Raw genomic sequence first — 21,411 nt, 5'->3', positions numbered from 1 at the left:
TATTCGTCCAGGACGACTTCTTGATGAGTGCCATACGCCGGGATTCGTTCGACATCACCTACCGAATCGACAGCAATCCTGCGCAATCGACGCGCTGGAACGAGTTGACCAATAACAAGGGTGCCGGGCTCTTTGGCTCTGGCTCGGAGGGGTTCCTGCGCGGCCTCTATGATGCCGAGAGTTTTTTCATCCGGCTCACGGACGGCAATGGCCGACGCTACGATGCAGAATTTGATCTCGCTGGAATCGAGGAAGCGATTGAGGCAGTGGCTGGCGCCTGCGGGTGGTCGACGCTAGATCTCTCGCCAGACGACTACCGCGCGATCCAGACTCTCCTGAACGCGGGCGGGTTTAACGCAGGCACCCCGGACGGCGTTTGGGGCAATGGATCACGCAACGCGATGCGGGCGTTCCAAAAACAAAGCGGCCTGCCCATCACCGGCGCAGCCGATCGCGCAACCCTGGAAGCACTGGGCGTCCAGCCCGGCGAATAGCAACCTTGCCCTACACAGCCCCGCCCGCAAATCATCCGTGACGTGATGCGGTGGCCCACGGGCGACTTCACAGGGCTTAGGTCTTCCGTACGGGATCATCCGTTTATGTCTCGTCACCTCTGCTCAAAACAGGTCTGCTCTATGCGCTTTCTACTCGCCCTCCTTCTGTTCTCGTTTGTTGCCGCCCCGCAGGCCCATGCTGATCGCTTGACCGGCGTTGCCAGCGTGATCGACGGCGACACACTGGAAATTCGTGGGCAGCGCATCCGGTTGCATGGGATCGATGCTCCGGAAAGCCGGCAGCTTTGCGCCACGGCTGAGGGTCAGCGCTGGCGGTGCGGACAACAAGCGGCACTGTCTCTCGCCGACAGGATCGGTCGCCGGCAGGTCAGCTGCACCGTGCGCGATATCGACCGCTATGGCCGCTTCATTGCGGTCTGTCATCAAGACGGCTCCGATCTGAACGGCTGGCTCGTGCGTGAAGGGTGGGCGGTCGCTTATCGCCAATACAGCCGCGACTATATCCGCGATGAGAACGAGGCCAGTTCCGCACGGCGCAATATCTGGTCCGGACGCTTTGACATGCCGTGGGACTGGCGCCGCGCGCAACGTGGCGGATGACGACGGGCGGCTCGGTCACCTCGCGATCTTGCTGACCGCCGCAACCGCAACACGCATCATCAATGTTGCAATAGTATATTTTCGTATGTATGCTGGATGAAGATTGTCAAGGGTTCTTGCCATGCGTTTCGAATTCAAAAACCTCCCTCTGGCGGCCCTTTTAGCTCTCGCCTTGACTGGGCCAACAGTTCCGACGCAAGCCCGCGCCCAAACCTATCAGATCGATTGCGCCATCCTGCTGTGTTTGTCCGGTGGGTGGCCGGCTTCCGTGCCATGCGCTCGCGCTCGGGCCGAGTTCATCCGGCGCATCACACCTTGGCCGGTGGAGCCGCCGCTGCAGATTTGGCGCTGCCCCATGGGTGCGTCTTACGATGGGCCTACCAGGTCGCGCCCAACAGACCGGATCTTCGATGCCCTATATGGTGGTGCAGGAACCCCATCAAACTCTTCAGCCTCGCTCTTTGATCAGGCCGCCACAGCAGGCGGCATGCTCGAGTTCAAAGGCTCAAACGCGGCCTGGGACAGCCTCGTAAGTGCTGATTATGCCCTCCAGCTCGTAGAAGACCGCGCCGACATCGATATCAGCGGGCCGGAATTCAACTTCGTGCGTTCCATCCGCGTCTTTGACGTTCGTTATGCCCGCCAGCACGAATCCGGGCGAGATGGCGTCTGCAACCGCAGCGCCGTCGTTGTCCTCGGCACCTACGGGATCCAGGGCGATTTTTCCTGGAGGTCGTCGTCTCCCGCAGCGCTTCCTGCTGCGCACGCCGGTCTCGAGCGGTGGGGCGAGCACTGCCCGAGCATTTATCACAGATCAGTCTTCGTTGAGTGGCGTGACTATAGCGGGAATTACGGCTTCGAGCAGGTCAATTACTGACTGTTGAGCCGCAGCGATGTCGCGCAGAGTCCTGTACGAAATCAAACCTGCAACGCAGGCATACTCACACAATCGAGGGCCATAGAGGCCATATTCTACCGTGTCAGTCGTTGCGACAGGGCAGCTGCGTGAGAGACGCGAAGTCGATTTCAGCTTTATCCGCATCGCAGAGATCCGGGAAAATCTTTGAGACGCGCTGCGGGCCATGCATGTCCCACCGGATTGCCAGAGCACCTGTGTTCCAGCGATAAATCCAGCCGACAATGGTTTCTTCATCGGCTGCAATCAAATTGGCAATCGCGACGCCTTCGATCTTATCTTCGTTCACTGTTTACTGACTTCCTGCTATTTGGCGTTGCGGATAGCAGCTCAGATCCCAGAGCGTTTGCTGCAACCGTATGCCGGGCCTCGTTAAAATCGGTTACTGTTTGTCCTCGCGGTAACGAATTCACACCGGGAGAAGTCAGCTCCCGTGTTCTCGATTGATGAAATTGCTCAAATCCGGTGGTCGGGCTCCGTCGCGGCTTCGACGGTCGCCAAAACCTCGAAAGGGTCAAAGCCGATGGCGCGCGCAAGGACGACCAGCTCGACGACGTCGACCCGGCGCTGGCCGCTTTCAATGCGCGCCACGAGGGATTGATGGCACTTGAGCTTGATCGCCAAGTCTTCCTGACCGAGTCCCGCCTTGATGCGGGCGTCGACCAATGCTTGGCAGAGTGCCACCTGTCCTGTGCTTCTGATTGTCTTTGCCACGCGTCACATACCTTTTGTGACGTCGCTAGCGGATGAAATCTGTTATCTAAAAAATGGATACTTACGGATGTTGTCGACATCGTATTTTCGTGAGTTGCCAATCTCGTGCTACCCACGCGACCCATCAATCCCCTACCAATTGCAGAAATCGACCATAGTCTTCACTGACTTCGCGCGCTTCTTCGAACGCACGAGCCCGTTCACTGTCGAGGCAGCGGAAGTAGCTCTGGATATCCTGAATATAGTCTTCGAAATCACCACGGATAATATCCGCATAGTTCCGCGCGGCCTGCGAATCGCTTGGCAGAAAAGGACGGGGTGGCGCGAAGCAGGATTCCGCCAAAACCGGTCTAGGAACGCAGGCCAGAAGGACCATAGCTTGTAGTGGAATCAGACTTTGCAACCTTGGGTTTCTCAAACCTGTTATCTCCTTGATCGCAAGCGTAGGCCGTGACTAGTGTTTGCGTGACCAAACTACAGCTAAAGCACGATATTATATCTTGCGGCTAATAGTATACTATCGTAACTCTGGGCTTCAAGTGGGAATGCCTGGGGTCGCGCCATTGGAGAAAGCGTGAGCCGGGCCATGAACTGGGACATCGAAGCACCAAATGTGGTTACGGAAGCCAGGTTCCGCGAGCTCGTGGAAAGCGGCTATAGCGCAGAAATCCTGTGCCAGGAGTCGGCACATAAGAAAGGCCCCAGCTATTACGGGGTCTGGATCATGCGCGTTGTCTCTGATGACGGGGTGGAAAAGCTCCTCGTCACCGCCCGCACGCGGACGACCTACAACGATATCAAGATCCGCGAGTTCAAGACGATCTCCGGCGTGGTGTCATTCTTCATTGGCCTTGGCTTTGCGCATGTCGACCTGCCGCTTGAAGCGGGGACAAGCCGGAGCCACAAGCTCGCCCAATCAGACAAGGACGCTGGCAGCTAACCTCGTCTGTCTCTGGCTGGTCGCAGCACCTGCCTCAGCTCAAATGGTCCTGGTCATGGAGAGCGACGGCTCCCTGACCCCATCCCGGTCTCAGAGCGGTTTTGCCCAGAACTACAATGACGGCGTTGGTCAGGGATCGGCGTCCGATGGTTTGGCTATCCTTGGTGAGACGGAAGCAGCGCCCAAACCTGACGCGCTGAGGTTTGCGGCACTCGCTCAGCCAGCACCCCTGCCCCGCGCAGACGTTCTCTTGGGCATCGAGGCAACAGCCCTGCGTTATGCCGGCCATCCCGGTTTGCGCCGCGCGAGACTGTCCGTCACGGATTGGCTGGCTCTCTACCGGGCCAATATCGAGGTTGAGAGCGCCTATCGGCAGGATGCGATCTCACATGCGGGCGCCATTGGCCTTGGTCAGCTGATGCCCGACACCGCGCGCGACCTCGGCGTTGACCCGCGTGACCCTCAACAGAACCTCGACGGCTCTGCCCGCTACCTCGCGATGATGCTGGAGCGCTTCGGCGATCCGCATCTGGCGCTGGCGGCCTACAACGCCGGTCCCGACGCCGTGCGCCAACACGGTGGCATTCCCCCTTACCGAGAAACCCAGAACCACGTGGCCCGCGTCATGGCTGTCGTGGCCCGATTGGAAGGATCGAATTCATGAAACAGATTTCAAACCTCTTGGTCGCCTCGCTGGCGCTATTCCTGCTGATTGCCGAACCCGCCCTCGCCCAGAGCATTGATCTCTCCCCGATCCAGAGCCTGTTGCAGGGCATCGTCGATGCGCTGACCGGCCCACTTGGCGTTGTCATCGCGACGCTTGCCGTTCTCGGGGTCTTTCTCAGTTGGTTCTTCAACATCATCGATCTGCGCCAGGCGCTCTGGGTCCTCGTGGGCATCGCTGGTGTTGCCGCCGCCCCCACCATCGTTGCCGCGGTCTTTGCCGGTGGCTGAGCGCGCGCCTCTCTTTCTCGGCCTCGTGCGCCCGCCGAAGCTTCTGGGCCTGCCCATCATGTACGCGATGGTCTGGCTCTTCGGTTCGGTGCTCTTGTTCGTCTGGGTCCAGCACATCGGGGTGCTGGGCGTGGCCGCCCTACTCTACCCGGTTCTCTGGAAAGCTGCCGATTGGGATCCGCGCTTCATCGACGTGATGATGACAGCCTTGCAGGAGACACCGCCCACGCGGAACCGCTCAATTCATGGCGGGGACAGTTATGCCCCGTGATGCTGCGCTCGATGCCCGCACAATGACGCCAGACTGGTATGCGCGCGAGACCCGCCTCGCGCATATGCTGCCCTATGTGAGCCTCGTCGACGACCAGACCGTGCGGACCCGGGTGAACGAACTCTTCCGCTGCATCCGGCTCGAGGGGATCAACAGCTATACGACGGACGACGCCTATCTCGACAAGGTGACGGCGCTTTTTGCCCGCATCGTCGCGCAGCTCGGTCCGGAATTCAGCTATTACGTCCACAAGGTCTCCAAGGCCATCAAACCTGATCTCGACCCGATCCGTGAGGACAGCTTCGCAGGCGAGGTTGACCGGCGCTGGCGCGCGAAACTCGAGACCAGCGGGCTCCGCGACAAAACACTGACGCTCACCGTCATTCACCGCCCGCCTCCGAAAAGCCTCCTGCCGTTCCTCAGCCGCAGCGCGCCGGACCGGCTGAAGGAAGAGACCCGCAAACGCCAGCAGCGCCTCGGTGAAGCCGTGAACGTCTTCCTCTCGGGCCTCACCGAGCTCAAGCCGCGCCTGCTGTCGGCTGCATCGGGGGAATTAGTGGGGTTTCTGGGCGCGCTCAACACGGGCACCGAGCTGCCGCTCTACCCGGCCAACACCTACGGCTTTTTGTCCGTCAACGTCGCCAATACCCGCGTGACGTTTCACGGCGACCATTTCGAGCTTTCCGAGGGCGTCGTGGGCCACCGCTACGGCAAGAGTTTCACCATCGGGGAATACTCGGAAGGCACCTCCTGCACCATGTTCGACATGCTGAACCTGCCGGTCGACATGATCGTGACGCACTCCTTCACGCCGATCAATTCGAACCTCATGGCGGGCCGCATCAAGCGGCAAAAGCGCCAGATGCAGGCCAGCCAGGATGCGGCCCTCTCCCTCCTGGAAGCCCTCGACATCGCCGCCGATGATCTCGAGGCCAAGCGCCAAAGCTTCGGCGAGCATCACATGGTCGTGACGCTCTTTTGCGACACGCTCGAAGAACTGCAAACCCTCAGCGCGGAGATCGTGAACGCCGCCGCAACCGAAGGCGTGAAGATGATCGGCGAGCGGGTCGCCGCAAAGGCCCATTACCTCAGCCAGCATCCCGGCAACCAGCCCAAGCGCGTCCGCGCCAGCGCCGTCACCAACCGCAACTTCGCGGATTTTGCGGCCTTCCACCGGACACAGCTCGGCAAACCTGCAGCACTTACCCCCTGGGGCCGGGTCGTCACATATTTGCCCACGCCGGAGCAGAGCGCTTACCGGTTTTCCTATCACGAGCAGGGATCGCCCGACAAAGAACCGACCAGCGGGCACACCCTGATCATGGGGCGGCCCGGGTCGGGCAAATCGGTGCTCTCGGCCTTCCTGATGACCCAGGCCCGTCGCGCGGGCGCCCGGATCATCGTTTTCGACTACCGCCTCGGGATGGAGATGGCGGTCCGCGCGAATGGCGGGCGCTACGCCTCCCTGAACGCCGGTCAGCCCACGGGCCTCAACCCACTCTGGACCGAGACCGATGCGCGCGGCACCGCCTGGCTCTCGGACTGGCTTGCCACGCTTCTTTACCGCGCTGACAAGCCGCTGACCCCGGCGCAGACCAACCGCATCCAGGAAGTCGTGCGCCAGAATGCCCAGGCCTCCAATCCGGCCCTGCGGAACTGGCGGGATTTCGCATCGCTTTTTGTGTCTACGGATGACGGCGGCGATCTGCACCAGCGCCTGCTCGAGTGGACCGAAGACGGCCGCTACGGCTGGATCTTCGGGCAGAGCCTCGAGGACACGTTCTCGCTCAAGGGCGATGTCGTGGGCTTCGATCTGACCGGCATTCTCGACAGCGAGGCCGACAAGGAACGGATGGCGGTCCTGTCCTATCTTTTCCGCCGGGTCGAGCGCGAGATCGAGGACCGCCGCCCCACCATCATCGTGATCGACGAGGCCTGGAAGGCGCTCGACAACGCATATTTCGCCGAACGGTTGTCGAACTGGCTCGTGACTGCGCGCAAGCAGAACACCGTCGCGGTGATGATGACGCAATATGCCAGCCAGCTTGAGCGCACCCGGACCGGCAAGACCATCGTCGAAGCCGTTCCGACGCAGATCCTGCTGCCCAATATCCGCGCACAGCCTGCGGACTACGCCATGCTGAACCTCACGGAGAAGGAGCTCGACGTCCTTCTCAACACGGGCAGCAACAGCCGCCTCGCGCTGATCCGCGACGATCAGGGCTCAATCGTCATCGATGCCGATCTGAGCGCGCTTGGGCCCAATCTCACCATCCTCGGCGGCATGGAGAAAGGCGAGGCGCTCGTCGGCGCCGATTACCGCGACCGCCCCGACTTCTGGAGGCTTTCATGATCCGTATTCTTATCGCTTTGGCTGCGCTCGGCGCGCTGGCCTCCTGCACCCAGTACCGGGAGCCGCAGGCGAACTGCTTCACATTCCTTGCGTCCACTGCACCCGTCGCGCCTGATTGCCACTTCACGCCCCTGGGTACCCCGGAGGGCGACATTGAAGTCTAGCCTGCCTCATATCCTGGCGTTTTGCCTGCTGCCCGGTCTCGGCATCGCCCAAGGCGTGCCGACCGATGACAGCGGGCTGACCGCGCGTGACATCGTCGAGACAGGCGATCGCGAGGCCGACTTGGCCGTTCAGGCGGACAAGCTTGCTGCGCGCGAACTCATTGCCGAGATCGAACGGGAGCAGCTGGAAACCCTGCAACGCATCCTCGATGCCCAGACCAGCTTCGGCGGTCAGGGCTTGCCGGCTATGGTCTCGGGGCTGGAAAGCGGCAGCGGGGATCCGGCCCGGTCAGTCGAGGCGGTCTATGGCAATGCCGACATCGACCCCAATCCCGGCGGTGCGCAGATGTTCGGCGACGCCGCCGAGAACATCGAGCAGCTCATCATCCGCGTCGCCCAGGAAACCAGCGGCTTTGCGGGAGTTGGCCGCGCAGGGCTCTCACCCGTCCAGTGGCGTGCGTTGCTGCAAGCGCTCATCTGGCAGGAAAGCCGTTTCACCATTGGGGCACAGTCTCCCGTCGGTGCCTATGGTCTCACCCAGATCATGCCGGGCACCGCCAGCGATCTGGGCATTAACCCGGAATATTACAACAGCCCTTACCTGCAGGTGCATGGCGGCGCGCGCTATCTCGCGACCCAGCTCAACACATTCGATGGCAATATCATCAACGCGCTCGCGGCCTATAACGCCGGACCAGGCCGGGTTTTCGAGTATGGCGGGGTCCCACCCTTCCGCGAGACCCAGCACTACGTCCAGGTGATCCCCGAACGCTATAACCTCTATTTGACCCGTATCGGCGGGATCGAAGCGCTTGGCACGATCGACCCCGCGCTTCTGGCCAATGCTAACCTCTCAATCACCGGACACGGCGCTGCCTTCTATGGCAACAACTCACCAGCCGCGATCCACCAAGCCGCCCTGCGCATCCGCGATATCGTCGAACGGATTTCCGAAACCGAGGACGTGCAGGAGAGCGTCGCGCTCAACACCTATGCCCGCGCCGAACTCGTGCGCCTCGTCGCTGCACGCATCCGGCTTCAGGCTGCACGCACCCGAGTCCTCTCTGCCGAGGAGCTGGCCCAGGCCAGCGCCCGCATGGCCGAAGGCGCGTTCATGGATTTTACGATCAGGGAGATTGAATGATGGGACATCTGCTCTTGAGAACAGCTTTGGTCACAACGCTTGGCATTGGCTTGCAGTTCAGCGCCCTACCCCCTGTCGCAGCACAAGGCGTGCCCGTCGTCGATACCCAGAACATCGCGCAAAACATCCAGCAGCTCCGGCAGATGATCGAGGACGAGATTCTGCAAAACGAGCAGCTGACGCAGCTCCGCGAACAGCTTGCCACGCTCACGGACCAACTCGCGGAGCTGCAAAGAACCTACGAGGCCCTCACCCGCCTCGCCGAGCTTCCAGAAATCATCCGGACGGAAATGGAAGACGAGTTGAACGGTCTGCTCGACCAAGAGTTCGGGGACATCCTCGCCACGATTGAGGCGATCAAGACTGGGGATTTCTCGGGCCTCTCGGGCTCCGGCGCAGGCGAGATCGAAACCCAGATGGACCGGGTGCTGGCCGATCTCGGCTTCGATGAAGACACCCTCTCGGACATGGCCACGAGCGGCAATCCCGGGGCCAACCGCGTGGCGACGCAGGCAACAACCGGTGCCCTTGTCTCGGCGGCGGCCCAGAACAGCTATGAGGACGCCGGCCAATCGCTCGAGCGGGTAGACCGCCTTGTCGGGCTCATCGACGACATGGACGAACTCAAGGAAAGTATCGATCTCAACACGCGCGTGACTGCGGAGCTCGCCATTGCACTGGTCGCCATGTGGCAACTCGAAGCCATCCAGACCGTGGGCGATGGCACCGGCGGCGTGATCGATGCCGCCACCATCGCCGAAGAACAGCGCTTCATGGATTTCACCTTGCCGGACCTCCGGGCAGACTAAGGCGTTTCGAAATTGATCCCCCAAAACAAATATCGGTTTTCGCGTTCGAGCGCAGCGAGAGGCAGCGAAGAACCGCTTCAACTCATTTCGAAACGCCGAGCGGGGGCATGAATGGTGGCGACTGAACAAGAAATCATCGAGGAAGAACTGGTCTACGGTGCCCTGCGCCGCGAACGGCTCTGGCAACGCCTTGGCCTGATGGGCCTTGTCTTCGGTATCATCGGCTGCCTGAGTGCCGCGGCTGTCTCGATCCTCGATGTCGACCCGCCCCCCGTCGTTGTCCCCTATGATCCCGCCACCGGCTTTGCACTCCCCGAAGCCTCGGTGGGCGCCTCCTCGGTGACCGCCAACCAGGCGATCATCGAGGCGGAGGTGTTCCGCTATGTGGCCGACCGGGAGGTCTATAACCAGCTCGACAACGATCTGCGCATCCGCGGCGTCCTGCGCCGCTCGGACGGAGCTGCCGAGAGCGGGCTGCGCCAGATTTGGAACAGCGCCAACGAGAATTATCCGCCGACGGTCTATGGCCCCAATGCTCGGCTCGACGTGGAAATCCTCAGCATCAACCGGATCGGAACCAACCGCGCGACGGTCCGCCTGCGCAAGCGCCTGACGTCCATTAACGGCACCCAGACCGGCCTCTTCACTGCGACGCTTCTCTTCGAGTTCCGCCCGGAGACCCGCCGCTCCATCGATGAGGTCTGGACCAATCCATTCGGCTTCACCGTCCTCGAATATTCCATCCGCTCCGACAGATTGGAGAACTGACGTTGTTGTTTATAAGATCGCTTATTTTTGTCATTGCCCTGTTGCCCGGCTTCGCCTCTGCCGAAGCCATCCCGCGTGGCGGTCCCAACGACAGCCGGGTGCGCTTGGCCACCTACCAGGAGGGTCAGGTCTACCGCCTCAGCGTCTCGCTCACCCATGTCACCACCATCGAGTTTGGTGAGGGTGAAAGCATCCGCTCGATTATCGCGGGCGACACGGAAGGGTTTGAGATCGATGGTGTGCCAGGTGGTCAGGCCTTCGCGATCAAGCCTGTGGCGCGCGGCGTCCATACCAATGTGACCGTCTACACGAACAGGCGCAGCTACTATTTCAACGTCGAGGAGGTCCGCAGCCCAACCTTCTATGTGGTGCAGTTCCGCTATCCGGAGGACGATGCGCGCCCGACCCGGGCCATCGCCGCCCAAGCGCCGAACTACAACTACGGCGCCAGCGCGCGGACCGAGTTCACGCCAACGCGCATCTGGGATGACGGGACGTTCACGTATTTCGCGTTTCCAAGAAACGCACCTGTGCCCGCGATCTTCCGCTACGCGGGCGGCCGTGAACGCACGGTCAACACGCAAACCCCTGAGGACGGTGTGATCCGCGTCAGCGGCGTAAACCGCCAATGGGTCCTGCGACTTGGCGAAGAGGTGGTCTGCATCGAGGCGATCCCGCCCGCGGAGGCCGCCTCATGAGCGATACCGAGAACACCGAGCTGGAAAGGCGCCTCGCCGCCCTTGAGAAAGGCAGTGCCCGCGCCCCCACGGCGGCGCAGCGCCGGTCGCCCCTTCTCGCGCTGATCGTGGTCCTCGTCATCGGCGCAGGTGGTGCCCTGCTTTATCTCCTCTCACAGCCCGACGAAGAGGAAGCCTTGCCGACGGCCACCCCGGACGTCTTCCAAAACGAAGGCGACGGCTTTGGCGCTATCGAGACCTTGCCCCCGCCGGAGCCCGAGGTTGTGTTTGTCGGACCCGATCCAGTCGAGCCCAACGCGGAGCTTCTGGCGCAGATCACCGCGCTGCAGGCTCAGATCGAGGAATTGCGCAACGCCCCCGAACCGGTCGTCGAGGAAGACACCGCCGCCGCAGAGGCGATCGACGCGCTGACCGCTCAGATCGCGGCGCTACAAGCCGCCTCGGAAGCAGCACAGCAACGATTTCAGGATGAACTGACGGCGCGGGATCGCAGCCTTGAGCAACTCCGCATGGATCTGGAACTGGCCCAACTCGAGGCCAGCCGACCGCAACCCGCGCCAGTGGGCCCCACGGAAGATGAGCTGCGCGCACGCGAGCAAGAGCGACTGCGCCGCGAGGAAGAAGCCCGGCGCATGGCCGAACTGGAGCGCCGCGCCGCGGAGGAACGCGCCTTCCAGGAGCGGCGCATCGCCTCGCCCACCATCGCCTTTGGCGGCACATCCGGAGCGAATGAAACGGCTCTGACCGAACGCACTTTTGGCGAGGTGACGGATTTCGTGCTGAACGGGGCGCTGCCCTCGACGGTGACGCAGGCCGAAGTGATTGCCAATCCCTCCAACACGATTCTACAGGGCACCATGATCCAGGCCGTCATGGAAACCGCCCTCGACAGCTCCCTGCCCGGCCAGACCCGTGCCGTGGTGTCCGAGGATGTCTACAGCGTCGATGGCGTGCGCCTCTTGATCCCCCGCGGATCCCGTCTCGTCGGGCGCTACCGCGCTAGCGTCGATATCGCGCAGCGCCGCGTCACGATCGCCTGGGACCGGATCATCCTGCCCGCGGGCCAAACCGTCCAGATCAGCTCCTTCGGAGGTGATGAACTGGGCCGTTCTGGCGTCACCGGCTTCGTGGACACACGCTTCGCCGAGCGTTTCGGGTCGGCCGCCCTGATCTCACTGATCTCCGCAGCACCCAGTGCCGCCGCCTCCGAAGTCCAGGATGAGACTGCCGCCGACGCTCTCGAAGACGTGGGCGATGATCTGGCGGATGCGACGGACAGCGTCATTGGCGATTACCTCTCCATCGGCCCCGTCATCTATGTCGACCAGGGCGCCCGCGTCACGGTCATGGTCGACCGCGATCTGGAGATATTCTGAGCCTATGTCACTAAGCTATCTCGAAACCTCGCTCGACCGGATCGACGCCGCCGCCCGCGACGATGTCATCGAGATTTGCATCAACCCAGACGGAACCTGCTGGGGCGAATTCCAGGGCGATCACTTCATGCGCGCGCTGGACCAGAGGCTGACGGGCGTTCAGGTCAGGGACCTCGGCAACCAGATCGCCTCATCGGCAAATACCACGATGAGCAAGGACCGCCCCATCGTCTCGGTCTCGATCACCTACAAGGGGCGCCCAATCCGCGCACAGGTCATCACCCCGCCCGCAGTGCTCTCGGCCATGTCGATCAGCCTGCGGTTCTTCTCAAGCCTGCCACTCGAGGGCATTGCGCTCGATTTCCTCTACGGAAAAGAGCGCAAGCTCGAAGACCTGCGCGTCGAAAAAAAGCGCGCCTTGCGCGCAGTGGTGGCCGCGGGTTTGATCGATGATGCGCTGGCCTTCTGCGTCGAGAACAAACTCAACATGATCGTCTCGGGTGGCACCTCCACCGGCAAGACCGTCGCCGCGCGCAAGATCCTCTCTCACGTACCGGCCGAGGAACGCATCGTGACCATCGAAGAAGCGGCCGAGCTTTTACCGACCCAGCCAAATGCCGTGACCCTCATCGCCAATCGTGACGCGGAATTCCAGACCGCCGATGTGCTTCTCACCGCCACGCTGCGCATGCGCCCCGACCGGATCATCCTGGGCGAGGTGCGCGGCAAGGAGGCCATGACCTTTCTGGAAGCCATCAACACCGGCCATGGCGGGTCCATGACCACGCTGCATGCCGAAACCCCGCAATTGGCCGTGCAGCGGCTCGCGATCGCAGCACTCAAGACCGAAATCCCGATGACCTATGCCGACATGATCCAGTACATCGAGAACTCCATCGACGTGATCATCCAGGCCGGGCGCCATGACGGCCGACGCGGCATCACTGAATTCTATCTTCCAAGCGCAACCCAGATCGGAGCTTCCCAATGAAGACCTTTGAGTACGACATTCTGTTCTTCCAGGTGAAGAAACAAAAGGACTACGACGCGATGCGAAGCGCCTTGAATGAGCGCGGCACAGAGGGATGGGAATTCATTACAGCTGAAGCCGGTGACTACGGCTATACCACGTTCTGGAAGCGTGAATCTTTGGCGACGAAGGTGGCTTCAGAATGATGCGGGTCGTTGCGACGGCAGGCTTTCTCGTCGTTTTCGGCGCGACCGCTGGCGTCGCTGAACGGAACCTGATCCCGACGCTCGACAACCCGCCAGATGTCTGTCCTGACCAGCCTCCAGAGCCACAGTGGATGCAAGGCATAGATGTGCGCGAGTCCCACAAACGGCTCCTGATTCAACAAATTTATCGTGCGCAGAGCATGCAACGCATTGTTGAAGCCCAAAGCTGTGAATGTCCCACGCGGTATCCGCCCTGGGAGGCAGCTGAAGGCGTCTTCGTCGAGAATTTCGCCGCATCTGAATACTGGGACATCGTGGAAGCGACGTCAGAATACCGACGGCAGGCAAATGATCTTCGGCGCGAAGCCATGCCAATCTGCGAAGCTGCTGGAAATTGGTAGGGTTTCATGAGCGTCGTCACCTACTTCGTGGAAACGGCTGAAGGCTATCTCAATACCGCTGCCGAGACGCAATTTGGCGCAGTCGCAGCAACAGTCGGAACGATGCTCGTACTCGGCACCACCCTCGTTGTCATTCTGGTTTTCATTAACACGATCTACCAGTATCGCGCCATGGACGGGCGCGCGGCCTTTTGGCTCGCCGTGAAAGTCGGGCTGATAGGTGTCTTTGCAACCAACTGGGTTCAGTTCAACATCGTTTCCGCGGCGATCTTGAATGGGATCGACAGTATTGCTGGATCGCTTGTAGCCTCGGTTGGCGGCGGATCACCCGGCCCGTCCGGCACCTTCGCAGAGGAGTTCGACGACCTGATCGCGGCGCTCGGGGACTATTTGAATGCCGCGGGGTCTGAACTGAACTGGATGGCCGGTGCCCTGTTGGACACCCTTGGGGTTTTGCTGCTCTCGATCCTCGGTGGCTTGGCGGCGTTCATCGTCGTTGCGTCACGGCTCATGATCGCGCTTCTGATCGGGATTGCTCCGGTCATGATCTTCCTGACCCTTTTTGAAGTGACCAAGGACTATTTCGCGCGCTGGCTTTCGGCGCTGATTTCTTTTGCGATATACCCCATCGTCGTAGCCGGCGTGTTCGCGACCATCACTGGTGTCTCGCGTGCACTTCTTGCTGAGTTGGGCGACCCGGAAGGCGCTTCCAACATCGGCGCGCTCATTCCCTTCTTCATGATGGTGCTCATGGCAAAGGGCTTCATCATAGCCACGCCCTTCCTGGTTCGGGCGATCTCCGGCAACATCATGATGCCAGCTCTCTCGGCCGGGTTCGGCGGCAGCTATGCATTCGCCAGAGGGCTTGCAGGTAGCCAACAGGTTTACAACCGATACGCCATCGGAGGTGCAACGGGGGCGGAGTATGCAGCCTTGCGTGCGCGCCAATTCTTCGGTGTACAAGCGTTGCCTACCCGACCCAATACTGCGGGAGGGCCAACCGCTGCTCCTCCCAGCGACGGGACCGGCACAGGAGCCCGAATGCTGGCGCAGCTTTCAAGGTTGGGACGCCTTGGCAAGCGGTGATGGCCCGAAACGAAGTGGACATCTGCGCATCCCATCAACGCGGCGGCGCAGGTTCTAAAAACAGACCTTTGTCAGTACTAAAATTTTGATGATGCCTATTGCGAGACACAACATGTTGTTGAAAGGTTATCCTCGATCAACTATGGTAAGAACAAAGCATAAACTTGTTCGATTCGGTGGGAGGCGCGTCACTCAGGTTTTCAAGCTAAGGAGCAGTACTGATGAGCGTCGAAACTTCGCATTTCAAAGTCGCCAATGGTGACATGAGCCTAATCAAAACACAGAGTGGCCGTTATATTCTCGTGGACATAAATATTACTGCCGCTGCTGATGATAAAGATGAGGTTGCGCCTGATGTTGGAGCACAGCTTCGCAAAGCGCTTGACCGTGACAGCGACGGACGTCTGTTTGTCGATGCATTCTTGCTGACGCATCCGGACATGGATCACTGCTCTGGACTGCAGAACCATTTTCATCTCGGCAAAATTGAGGATTGGTCGCCCGAAGACGACAAGATCGTAATTCGCGAGATGTGGTCTTCCCCAATTGTTTTTAGACGTGCCAGCAGTACCAACAAACTTTGCGCTGACGCAAAGGCTTGGGCGACAGAAGCGCGTCGACGCGTTGAAATGTTCCGCCAGGACAAAGATATAGAAGACGGAAGCAGAATTTTGATCCTGAGCGAGGATGCGGACGGTAAGACGGATGATTTGGCTGAAATTCTGATCAAGACAGGCGAGACATTTTCCGAGATTTGCGGCGTAGCAGATGACAGTTTCAAGGCGGTCTTGTTGGCTCCGCTGCCGGTCACGGACGATGAAGACGAAGAGGAGTTACTCAGCAAGAATAACTCTAGTGTCATCACTCAGTTTACGCTTGCGAAAGATGATACCGAAAACGCCGCACAGTACCTGTTTGGTGGTGACGCCGAAGTGGCGATTTGGGAGAAAATTTGGGCGGAATATTCTGAAACTCCCGAGGTTCTTGCATATGATGTATTGATCGCGCCCCATCATTGTTCTTGGCGGTCACTGTCGCACGACAGCTGGTCCAAAAAGGGAAAAGATGCGGTAGTTTCTGAAGATGCCCGATCAGCTCTTTCGCAAGCAAACGGCGGTGCAATAATCCTCGCGAGCAGTAAGAGTATCGTCGACGACGACAACGACCCGCCCTGTATCCGCGCAAAGGAGGAATATGAAGCCATTCTGAGCGAAGCGGATATCAATGGGGAGTTCCGGTGTTTAGAGGACGAAAAAGGTGACAAGCCGCTGAAGATGGAAATCACCGAACATGGTCCAAAAGTTGCCTCCCTGAAAATGGCAGCCGCTATCTCTTCATCGTCCGCTCTTGGAGTCGAGGCACATGCTCATGGTTGTGGGTCAGACTTGGCATGAGTCAGCTGCATGGTAACCGTCGATGATCTTCTAGCCGTTCCCGTAGCCATTGCCCGTGCCATTCGCACACTGGACAGGCACCCTCAAGTAATCGGCATAGCTATTGCGTCGCGGGCTGATGACGAAAGTCCGGTGGATGTGACTCTGCAAATCAAATCAGAACTTCCATCTCGGTTTCGAGGCGAAAGCCCGTCGGGAGTACGACGTGTTGAACCCGTCAAACTATCGTTTCCTGTCTCCTACCCTCTGTTTGCACCGCGCCCGAGTTTACGGGAAGACTTTGACCGGTCCCATCCTCACTTACAGCCAAATGCAGCCGGTTCAGCGCCCGAACCCTGCCTCGTTTTCGGATCTCCACGTGAGCTAATTCAGTCCGGGGGCGGTATTCTTGCGCTTCTCCAGCAACTTCTGGATTGGCTCGATCGAGCAGCGATGCTGAAACTAAATGATCCAAAACATGGTTGGGAATTTGTTCGGCGTGACCACTTGAACGACCTTATTGTTGGAGATGCCTCGCAGATCCGCAGTGTGGTCAAACGTAGGTCCGGCGGGACTTGGCACCGTACTTGGGTTTTTGCCCAGATGGGTCAGTCCGACCCCTACTATCGAATCTGTCTAAAGGGCGATGAGCAGGTCAAAATTGATGAAAAGACACTTAAATCCCTTGGACAGGTCCCGAAAAGTGACAACGAATGGACGGGATATAGCCTTGGACTGATTGTGTGGCCCGGCAAGCATCCAAACGGTAAGCCAATCATCTGTGACCGCTATCTCCCAGAGACAGTAGGCAATGTTGCGGAGTTATACGAACGCGCTGAACTCTACGGCTGCGGCAAGATGCTGGCAGAGAGGATGAAGTGGCTGCGTTCGAAGCTCGACGGCTATACCATCAAAAAGGCGTTGCCAGTCACAGTGATATTGATCGCCCGCCGGCCGTTCAATCTCATTGGCCAAGCCTCACCTCTTGAAATCTGCCCATATGTGATAGAATTCAAATCTGTGGATGATCTCAAGCCGACATCAAATGCGATTGTCCGTTTGGCGGGCCACAGAGATTCGATCTCGATCGATGTCTTAAGAAGAACCTCGCATGGTGATCCCAGCTCGCAATGGCTTTCATGGTCCATGCTAGGTTGTGGAAGCTTAGGTTCGAAAATTGCGATGCATCTCGCGCGGTCAGGCCGTGCCCCGATATCGGTCATAGACAACGACACCATGGAACCGCACAACTACGCGCGACATTCCTGCTTGCCGTATTCTGCTGATTTGGATTCGATGTTCTACTCTTCCAAGGCTGGGGAATTTGCACATGACGTCAGCAAACTTGCGCAGGAGACGGATGGGTATCGGATTGATGCCAACACTGTGCTGCGTACCAAAGAGTTTCGCAGAAAGCTGAAGCTCGAAAAATCCAAAGCAATATTGAACACTACCGCCTCTGCGGTTCTGCGGGAAACCCTGAGCTCTACAGATTGGGCGCAGGGCAAGACACCACGGGTGATGGAAGCAAGCCTGATGGGTGATAGTGACATTGGTTTCTTCTCGGTGTCAGGCCAGCGCGCCAACCCCAGTAGCAGCGACCTGATGACCGAGTTCTATCACCATTTACGTAGCGACGACGCTCTCCGATCTAAAGTGATGGGCCAAAGCGCAGACGAGATCATCATTGGTCAAGGATGCTCGAGCTTCTCGATGATCGCCTCAGACGCTCGGCTTTCTATGTTGGCGGCTCCGCTCGCGACGCTAACAAGCGACGTACTTTCCGGGAGGTATGTAGATGAAAGTGGGCAATTCAACATTGGGCACCTACAGGCCGATGGGCTTTCCCAGAATTGGGAAAGCCACAGCGTCGAACCCTATACCATCGTAAAAGGACCCAAGATGGATGGGCTTGAAACGCGGCTTGCCCGCCGGGTTACGACAGAGATTGACGCTGAAATTGCGCGCAAGCCGGGATCTGAAACCGGCGGTGTTTTGGTCGGGCGCTTCTCGGCCATCGGTAACGTCTTCCAAGTCGTAGATACGATTCCAGCTCCGCCCGATAGCAGATTTTCCAAAACGGAGTTTGTTCTGGGTACCGAAGGTTTGAGTGAGCAGCTCGCACAATTGTCCAAATTTTCGGGAAACACTCTCTACGCGCTAGGAACGTGGCACAATCACCTTGCGTCCACTGGTCCCTCTGCAATTGATTTCAGTACAGCAGCCAAGCTCGCGATTGGACAGCTGTTTCCCGTTCTGATGATTATTAGAACCCCAACTGGGTATCGTCAGCTTATCGCAGAGGCGGTGGGCTTGTCCTCCGAACACGGAGGAAACGAAAATGCCTAATCTTCATCGAGAAGGTCATGCAGATGGATAAGATGTTCGGTATGGACCGCTACGATAGGATTGCCCGTCTCAATCCGGCGCTTTTGACGCTGTTGCCCGCGCTCCTTTTTGTCTTTGTTTGGTTCCCAGCTGTTTGGACCCAATTGGGTGCCATAGCTGCATTTGTCATCACTTGCGGGGTCCTGTTCGCGTTGACGCGGTTGGCGCGTAAGTCTGGTCAAAATGTTGAGCGCAAACTGGGCAGCCGAGTTGGACGTCTCCATACTGCGTCTTTGCTTTCCCTTTCCGATGATCGTTTACCCAAGACCATGAAGACGAGGTGTCGCTCATACATTGAGAAACATAGCAAAATTATCTTGCCGAGTTTGGTTGATGAGACCCAGGACCCAAAGAACGCTCAGGATGACCGCTTGCTAGCAATACGTTGGTTGCTTGAGCACACCCGTCCGCAAACAGAAGCAAGCCTCTTGTTGAATGAGAACATTGCGTATGGGTTCGCGCGCAATTTGCTCGGGTTGAAACCATTGGGCATTGCAATCACCACCACGGTGGCTCTTGGCAGTGCATATTTCTTATATGATCTAGAGATCGGGTCGACTGCGTTCGTTCTCGGAGCACTGCTTTGCGGAGTCGCAATTATTGGACTTTTGATGTGGGTTTTTTTGGTGACGAAGAGCTCGGTAGAACACGCGTCTCAGGTCTATGCCGAAAAAATTCTGTCGCTGTGCTTAGAACACTGAGCGAATGCGACACGTCAGACCTAAATATGCGGCTGCAAACATCCTGAACGCGCCCGCCATCCTATCGAGCAACTAGCTTTTGACCTCCATCCTCTCGCAACATCGCTTCCATGTCGTCCAAGCCATCGACGGCGGAACGCATCTGCGCCTCATCTTCCACGCCCATTGTCTCGGCATCCGCGACCGGGCCCTCAAAAACCATCTCCATTTGCCGCTGTTCCTCTGCAATGACAGCTTGAACGACGGGCGCGGTCTTCTTTGAGACGACGTCGGGTTGGCCAGACGGTCGACCTTCAACAGCCTCGCGTGCCCGCTCCACATCAGCTTCAGAATCACGGGGCCCGCTTGACGGCGGTGTCATCGGCATGGCGCGCATACTCAACGGCAGATTGCCCTGCTCCCCCCCTCCCCCCGGCTTCGGAAACGGCAACTCGCCTGATTGCGCCGCGTGGATCGCCTTGAACAGCCGATCGTCAAAATATTGGATCCGCTTTGCCCGGACCGGCATCTGGGCATCGATCACCATGACGATCTCGTCGAGCGGCAGGCGGCGCGCCTCATCTTCAGGGAGCAGAGAACTTTCTTCGGTCCGTGTGGACTGGCTACGGCCCTCAAAGGGGTTCTTGCCGATGGATTGAGACCGCGTAACGACGGTTTTCGTGGTCTTGCCGACCGCCTTGCTCAGCTCCTCGACGGTCTTTTCATCGGAGGGTGTGAGGTAAAGTTTCACGCCCGCGTTGCCCTGCAGCGCACGGCGGGTGTTCTCGCCATAGATTTCATCGAGGGCGGGGATGGTTTGGGTGACCACAGCGAGGTGACCACGATAGGTCCGCAGCGTCTCGATGCTCTCGACCACGATGGGCATCTTGCCGAGGCGATTGAACTCGTCGAGCATGATCATCACGGGCCACGGCTCGTCTGGCCCGGGATCCTTTTCCTGCATGGCGGAGAGCAGATCGGAGAAGAAGAGTCGGATCAGCGGCGCGAGGGGTTTGACCATTAGCGGCTGGACCACGAGATAGACCGAAAAGGGCTTCTTGCGGATCGTCCGGAAATCAAAGTCCGAGACTGCCGTCGCCTCATCGATGGCCGGGTTCTGCCATTGATCGAGCCCCGATGTCATCAGGAGCGAGACATAGGAGGTCAGCGTGTCGTTGTTGGTCGAGGCCAGCCGCGTGAAGATCAGCTTGGCGGCCCTGTTGTCCACCTCATGGCCCCGCGCGAAATACTCCTTCTGCTTGTTCCCGCCCGAGGCGGCGATGCGGTAGATCTCGCCCAAGGTCGGACGCTTGCGCTGGAAGGCCAAGAGCCCTGCCGCCACGAAGAGATCGATTCCGCCCTTGAGGAGGCCCTGCACCCGGTCGTTGTCGCTTTGCAGGAACAGCGTCGCCAAGAGCTGCAATTCCATCTGCTGGCGCGCGGGATCTTTCAGCTCAAAAATGCGCAGGAGCGGGTTGTAACGATGCGTGCGCTTGCCCTCCCAATCGGTGGGGGCAAAGCGATAGACCTTGTCGCCTTGGGCAGCGCGATGCCGGGCCGTGGCCTCGAAACACTCGCCCTTCACATCGAGCGTCACGGCGGAGCCTTGCCAGGTCAGCAGGTTCGGAATGACAAAGCCCGTGGTCTTGCCGCGGCCCGTGGGGGCCACGATCAGCGCATGGGGGAAGACCTTGGAGCAGATGTAGTTGGCGCGGGAGCCCGGCGGCCCCAGCTTGCCGAGGATGAACCCGGTGCCCGGCGCCCCGAAGAAGCCATTGGCCTTCATCTCGCGCGGGGTCTGCCAATGGGTCTGGCCAAACCGTGTCAGGGCGGACCCCGAGAGGGCGAGGCTCAGCATCAGGCCGGCGGCGGCGAAGCTGCCGATGATCAGGTGAATAAGTTGCGCGTCCTCCGAGCGGCGATCGAGGATCGCCATGTAGTTCTGCGCGATATAAGCAAAGTCGATCTCGGCCCCGAACCCGAGATCCTGGTAGGTCAGCACCGCCGAGGCGATGGTATAGCCCATGGCCCCGGTCACAAGCGTCACCAGCAGGACGCCCGTGGCGATCCGCGCCTTTCCCATGG

General features: G+C 59.4%; 25 protein-coding genes. 21 read left to right on the top strand and 4 right to left on the bottom strand.

Translation table 11 applies throughout. The annotated features are described in order from the left end of the window. Positions 1-23: 23 nt before the first annotated feature. The 3 genes from RISW2_RS14485 to RISW2_RS25665 all read left to right on the top strand — a co-directional run bounded on the left by RISW2_RS14485 (position 24) and on the right by RISW2_RS25665 (position 1,992). Positions 24-494 (top strand): peptidoglycan-binding domain-containing protein, encoded by a 471-nt coding sequence (locus RISW2_RS14485; RefSeq protein WP_244437573.1) that lies wholly within the window; start codon positions 24-26, stop codon positions 492-494. A gap of 141 nt (positions 495-635) precedes the next feature. Then, positions 636-1,115, top strand: a complete 480-nt coding sequence (locus RISW2_RS24120) for a thermonuclease family protein (RefSeq protein WP_084615414.1) — start codon at positions 636-638, stop codon at positions 1,113-1,115. Positions 1,116-1,236: 121 nt separating this feature from the next. Further along, a complete protein-coding gene (locus RISW2_RS25665) occupies positions 1,237-1,992 on the top strand; it encodes a hypothetical protein (protein WP_043772490.1) in 756 nt (251 codons plus the stop codon). Positions 1,993-2,095: 103 nt separating this feature from the next. On the opposite strand, the gene RISW2_RS24110 is transcribed toward RISW2_RS25665, so the two are convergent. From RISW2_RS24110 to RISW2_RS25660, 3 genes are all read right to left on the bottom strand, one after another. Beyond that, positions 2,096-2,320 (bottom strand): hypothetical protein, encoded by a 225-nt coding sequence (locus tag RISW2_RS24110; RefSeq protein ID WP_084615412.1) that lies wholly within the window; start codon positions 2,318-2,320, stop codon positions 2,096-2,098. A gap of 167 nt (positions 2,321-2,487) precedes the next feature. Next, complete coding sequence (locus RISW2_RS14475; protein WP_043772487.1) at positions 2,488-2,745, bottom strand: helix-turn-helix domain-containing protein; 258 nt, start codon at positions 2,743-2,745, stop codon at positions 2,488-2,490. 124 nt (positions 2,746-2,869) lie between these two features. Continuing rightward, positions 2,870-3,121 carry a hypothetical protein gene (locus tag RISW2_RS25660; RefSeq protein ID WP_084615411.1) on the bottom strand — a complete coding sequence of 84 codons (252 nt, stop codon included), beginning with the start codon at positions 3,119-3,121 and terminating at the stop codon, positions 2,870-2,872. Between the two features lie 210 nt (positions 3,122-3,331). Between RISW2_RS25660 and RISW2_RS14470 the strand changes: the two genes are divergently transcribed. From RISW2_RS14470 to RISW2_RS24580, 18 genes are all read left to right on the top strand, one after another. Continuing rightward, positions 3,332-3,685 (top strand): hypothetical protein, encoded by a 354-nt coding sequence (locus RISW2_RS14470; RefSeq protein ID WP_043772484.1) that lies wholly within the window; start codon positions 3,332-3,334, stop codon positions 3,683-3,685. Between the two features lie 43 nt (positions 3,686-3,728). After that, the gene (locus RISW2_RS24100; protein WP_084615410.1) at positions 3,729-4,349 is read left to right on the top strand and encodes a lytic transglycosylase domain-containing protein; all 621 of its coding nucleotides are present in this window, start codon (positions 3,729-3,731) and stop codon (positions 4,347-4,349) included. Beyond that, on the top strand, positions 4,346-4,639 hold the full coding sequence (locus tag RISW2_RS14460; protein ID WP_043772479.1) for a TrbC/VirB2 family type IV secretion system protein: 294 nt from the start codon (positions 4,346-4,348) through the stop codon (positions 4,637-4,639). The genes RISW2_RS24100 and RISW2_RS14460 overlap by 4 nt, the downstream gene beginning before the upstream one ends. Then, on the top strand, positions 4,632-4,910 hold the full coding sequence (locus tag RISW2_RS14455; RefSeq protein WP_043772477.1) for a VirB3 family type IV secretion system protein: 279 nt from the start codon (positions 4,632-4,634) through the stop codon (positions 4,908-4,910). Before RISW2_RS14460 ends, RISW2_RS14455 begins: the two co-directional genes overlap by 8 nt. Continuing rightward, the gene (locus tag RISW2_RS14450; RefSeq protein ID WP_043772476.1) at positions 4,900-7,263 is read left to right on the top strand and encodes a VirB4 family type IV secretion/conjugal transfer ATPase; all 2,364 of its coding nucleotides are present in this window, start codon (positions 4,900-4,902) and stop codon (positions 7,261-7,263) included. The genes RISW2_RS14455 and RISW2_RS14450 overlap by 11 nt, the downstream gene beginning before the upstream one ends. Then, positions 7,260-7,427, top strand: coding sequence for a hypothetical protein (locus RISW2_RS25385; RefSeq protein ID WP_164490723.1), 168 nt, complete (start codon positions 7,260-7,262; stop codon positions 7,425-7,427). Before RISW2_RS14450 ends, RISW2_RS25385 begins: the two co-directional genes overlap by 4 nt. Next, entirely contained in the window at positions 7,417-8,571 is a 1,155-nt protein-coding gene (locus tag RISW2_RS14445; RefSeq protein WP_244437572.1) for a lytic transglycosylase domain-containing protein, read from the top strand. Before RISW2_RS25385 ends, RISW2_RS14445 begins: the two co-directional genes overlap by 11 nt. Further along, positions 8,571-9,380: a type IV secretion system protein gene (locus RISW2_RS14440; RefSeq protein ID WP_043772573.1), complete on the top strand. Its 810-nt coding sequence runs from the start codon at positions 8,571-8,573 to the stop codon at positions 9,378-9,380. Before RISW2_RS14445 ends, RISW2_RS14440 begins: the two co-directional genes overlap by 1 nt. Before the next feature lie 111 nt (positions 9,381-9,491). Beyond that, entirely contained in the window at positions 9,492-10,148 is a 657-nt protein-coding gene (locus RISW2_RS14435) for a VirB8 family type IV secretion system protein (protein WP_043772474.1), read from the top strand. A gap of 2 nt (positions 10,149-10,150) precedes the next feature. Continuing rightward, positions 10,151-10,846 (top strand): TrbG/VirB9 family P-type conjugative transfer protein, encoded by a 696-nt coding sequence (locus RISW2_RS14430; protein WP_043772473.1) that lies wholly within the window; start codon positions 10,151-10,153, stop codon positions 10,844-10,846. Further along, complete coding sequence (locus RISW2_RS14425; RefSeq protein ID WP_043772471.1) at positions 10,843-12,222, top strand: TraB/TrbI/VirB10 family type IV secretion system protein; 1,380 nt, start codon at positions 10,843-10,845, stop codon at positions 12,220-12,222. The genes RISW2_RS14430 and RISW2_RS14425 overlap by 4 nt, the downstream gene beginning before the upstream one ends. A 4-nt stretch (positions 12,223-12,226) precedes the next feature. Then, positions 12,227-13,213, top strand: coding sequence for an ATPase, T2SS/T4P/T4SS family (locus tag RISW2_RS14420; RefSeq protein WP_043772468.1), 987 nt, complete (start codon positions 12,227-12,229; stop codon positions 13,211-13,213). Next, the gene (locus tag RISW2_RS14415; RefSeq protein WP_043772467.1) at positions 13,210-13,398 is read left to right on the top strand and encodes a hypothetical protein; all 189 of its coding nucleotides are present in this window, start codon (positions 13,210-13,212) and stop codon (positions 13,396-13,398) included. The genes RISW2_RS14420 and RISW2_RS14415 overlap by 4 nt, the downstream gene beginning before the upstream one ends. Then, complete coding sequence (locus RISW2_RS24095) at positions 13,395-13,799, top strand: hypothetical protein (protein WP_084615409.1); 405 nt, start codon at positions 13,395-13,397, stop codon at positions 13,797-13,799. Before RISW2_RS14415 ends, RISW2_RS24095 begins: the two co-directional genes overlap by 4 nt. Positions 13,800-13,805: 6 nt before the next feature. Further along, a complete protein-coding gene (locus tag RISW2_RS14410; RefSeq protein WP_043772466.1) occupies positions 13,806-14,885 on the top strand; it encodes a TrbL/VirB6 family protein in 1,080 nt (359 codons plus the stop codon). A 221-nt stretch (positions 14,886-15,106) separates the two neighbouring features. Beyond that, positions 15,107-16,279 carry a ComEC/Rec2 family competence protein gene (locus RISW2_RS24090; RefSeq protein ID WP_084615408.1) on the top strand — a complete coding sequence of 391 codons (1,173 nt, stop codon included), beginning with the start codon at positions 15,107-15,109 and terminating at the stop codon, positions 16,277-16,279. A gap of 9 nt (positions 16,280-16,288) precedes the next feature. Then, positions 16,289-18,607, top strand: a complete 2,319-nt coding sequence (locus tag RISW2_RS24585) for a ThiF family adenylyltransferase (protein WP_156943860.1) — start codon at positions 16,289-16,291, stop codon at positions 18,605-18,607. Positions 18,608-18,630: 23 nt separating this feature from the next. Beyond that, a complete protein-coding gene (locus RISW2_RS24580) occupies positions 18,631-19,347 on the top strand; it encodes a hypothetical protein (protein ID WP_134016891.1) in 717 nt (238 codons plus the stop codon). A 61-nt stretch (positions 19,348-19,408) separates the two neighbouring features. Here the strand turns inward: RISW2_RS24580 and RISW2_RS14405 are convergent, their stop codons facing one another. Beyond that, positions 19,409-21,409 (bottom strand): type IV secretory system conjugative DNA transfer family protein, encoded by a 2,001-nt coding sequence (locus tag RISW2_RS14405; protein WP_043772463.1) that lies wholly within the window; start codon positions 21,407-21,409, stop codon positions 19,409-19,411. Between the last annotated feature and the right edge of the window lie 2 nt (positions 21,410-21,411).

This window comes from Roseivivax isoporae LMG 25204, assembly GCF_000521865.1.
In the GTDB taxonomy this organism is placed as follows: Bacteria; Pseudomonadota; Alphaproteobacteria; order Rhodobacterales; family Rhodobacteraceae; genus Roseivivax; species Roseivivax isoporae.
This window is presented reverse-complemented; position numbering and strand designations above follow the sequence as displayed.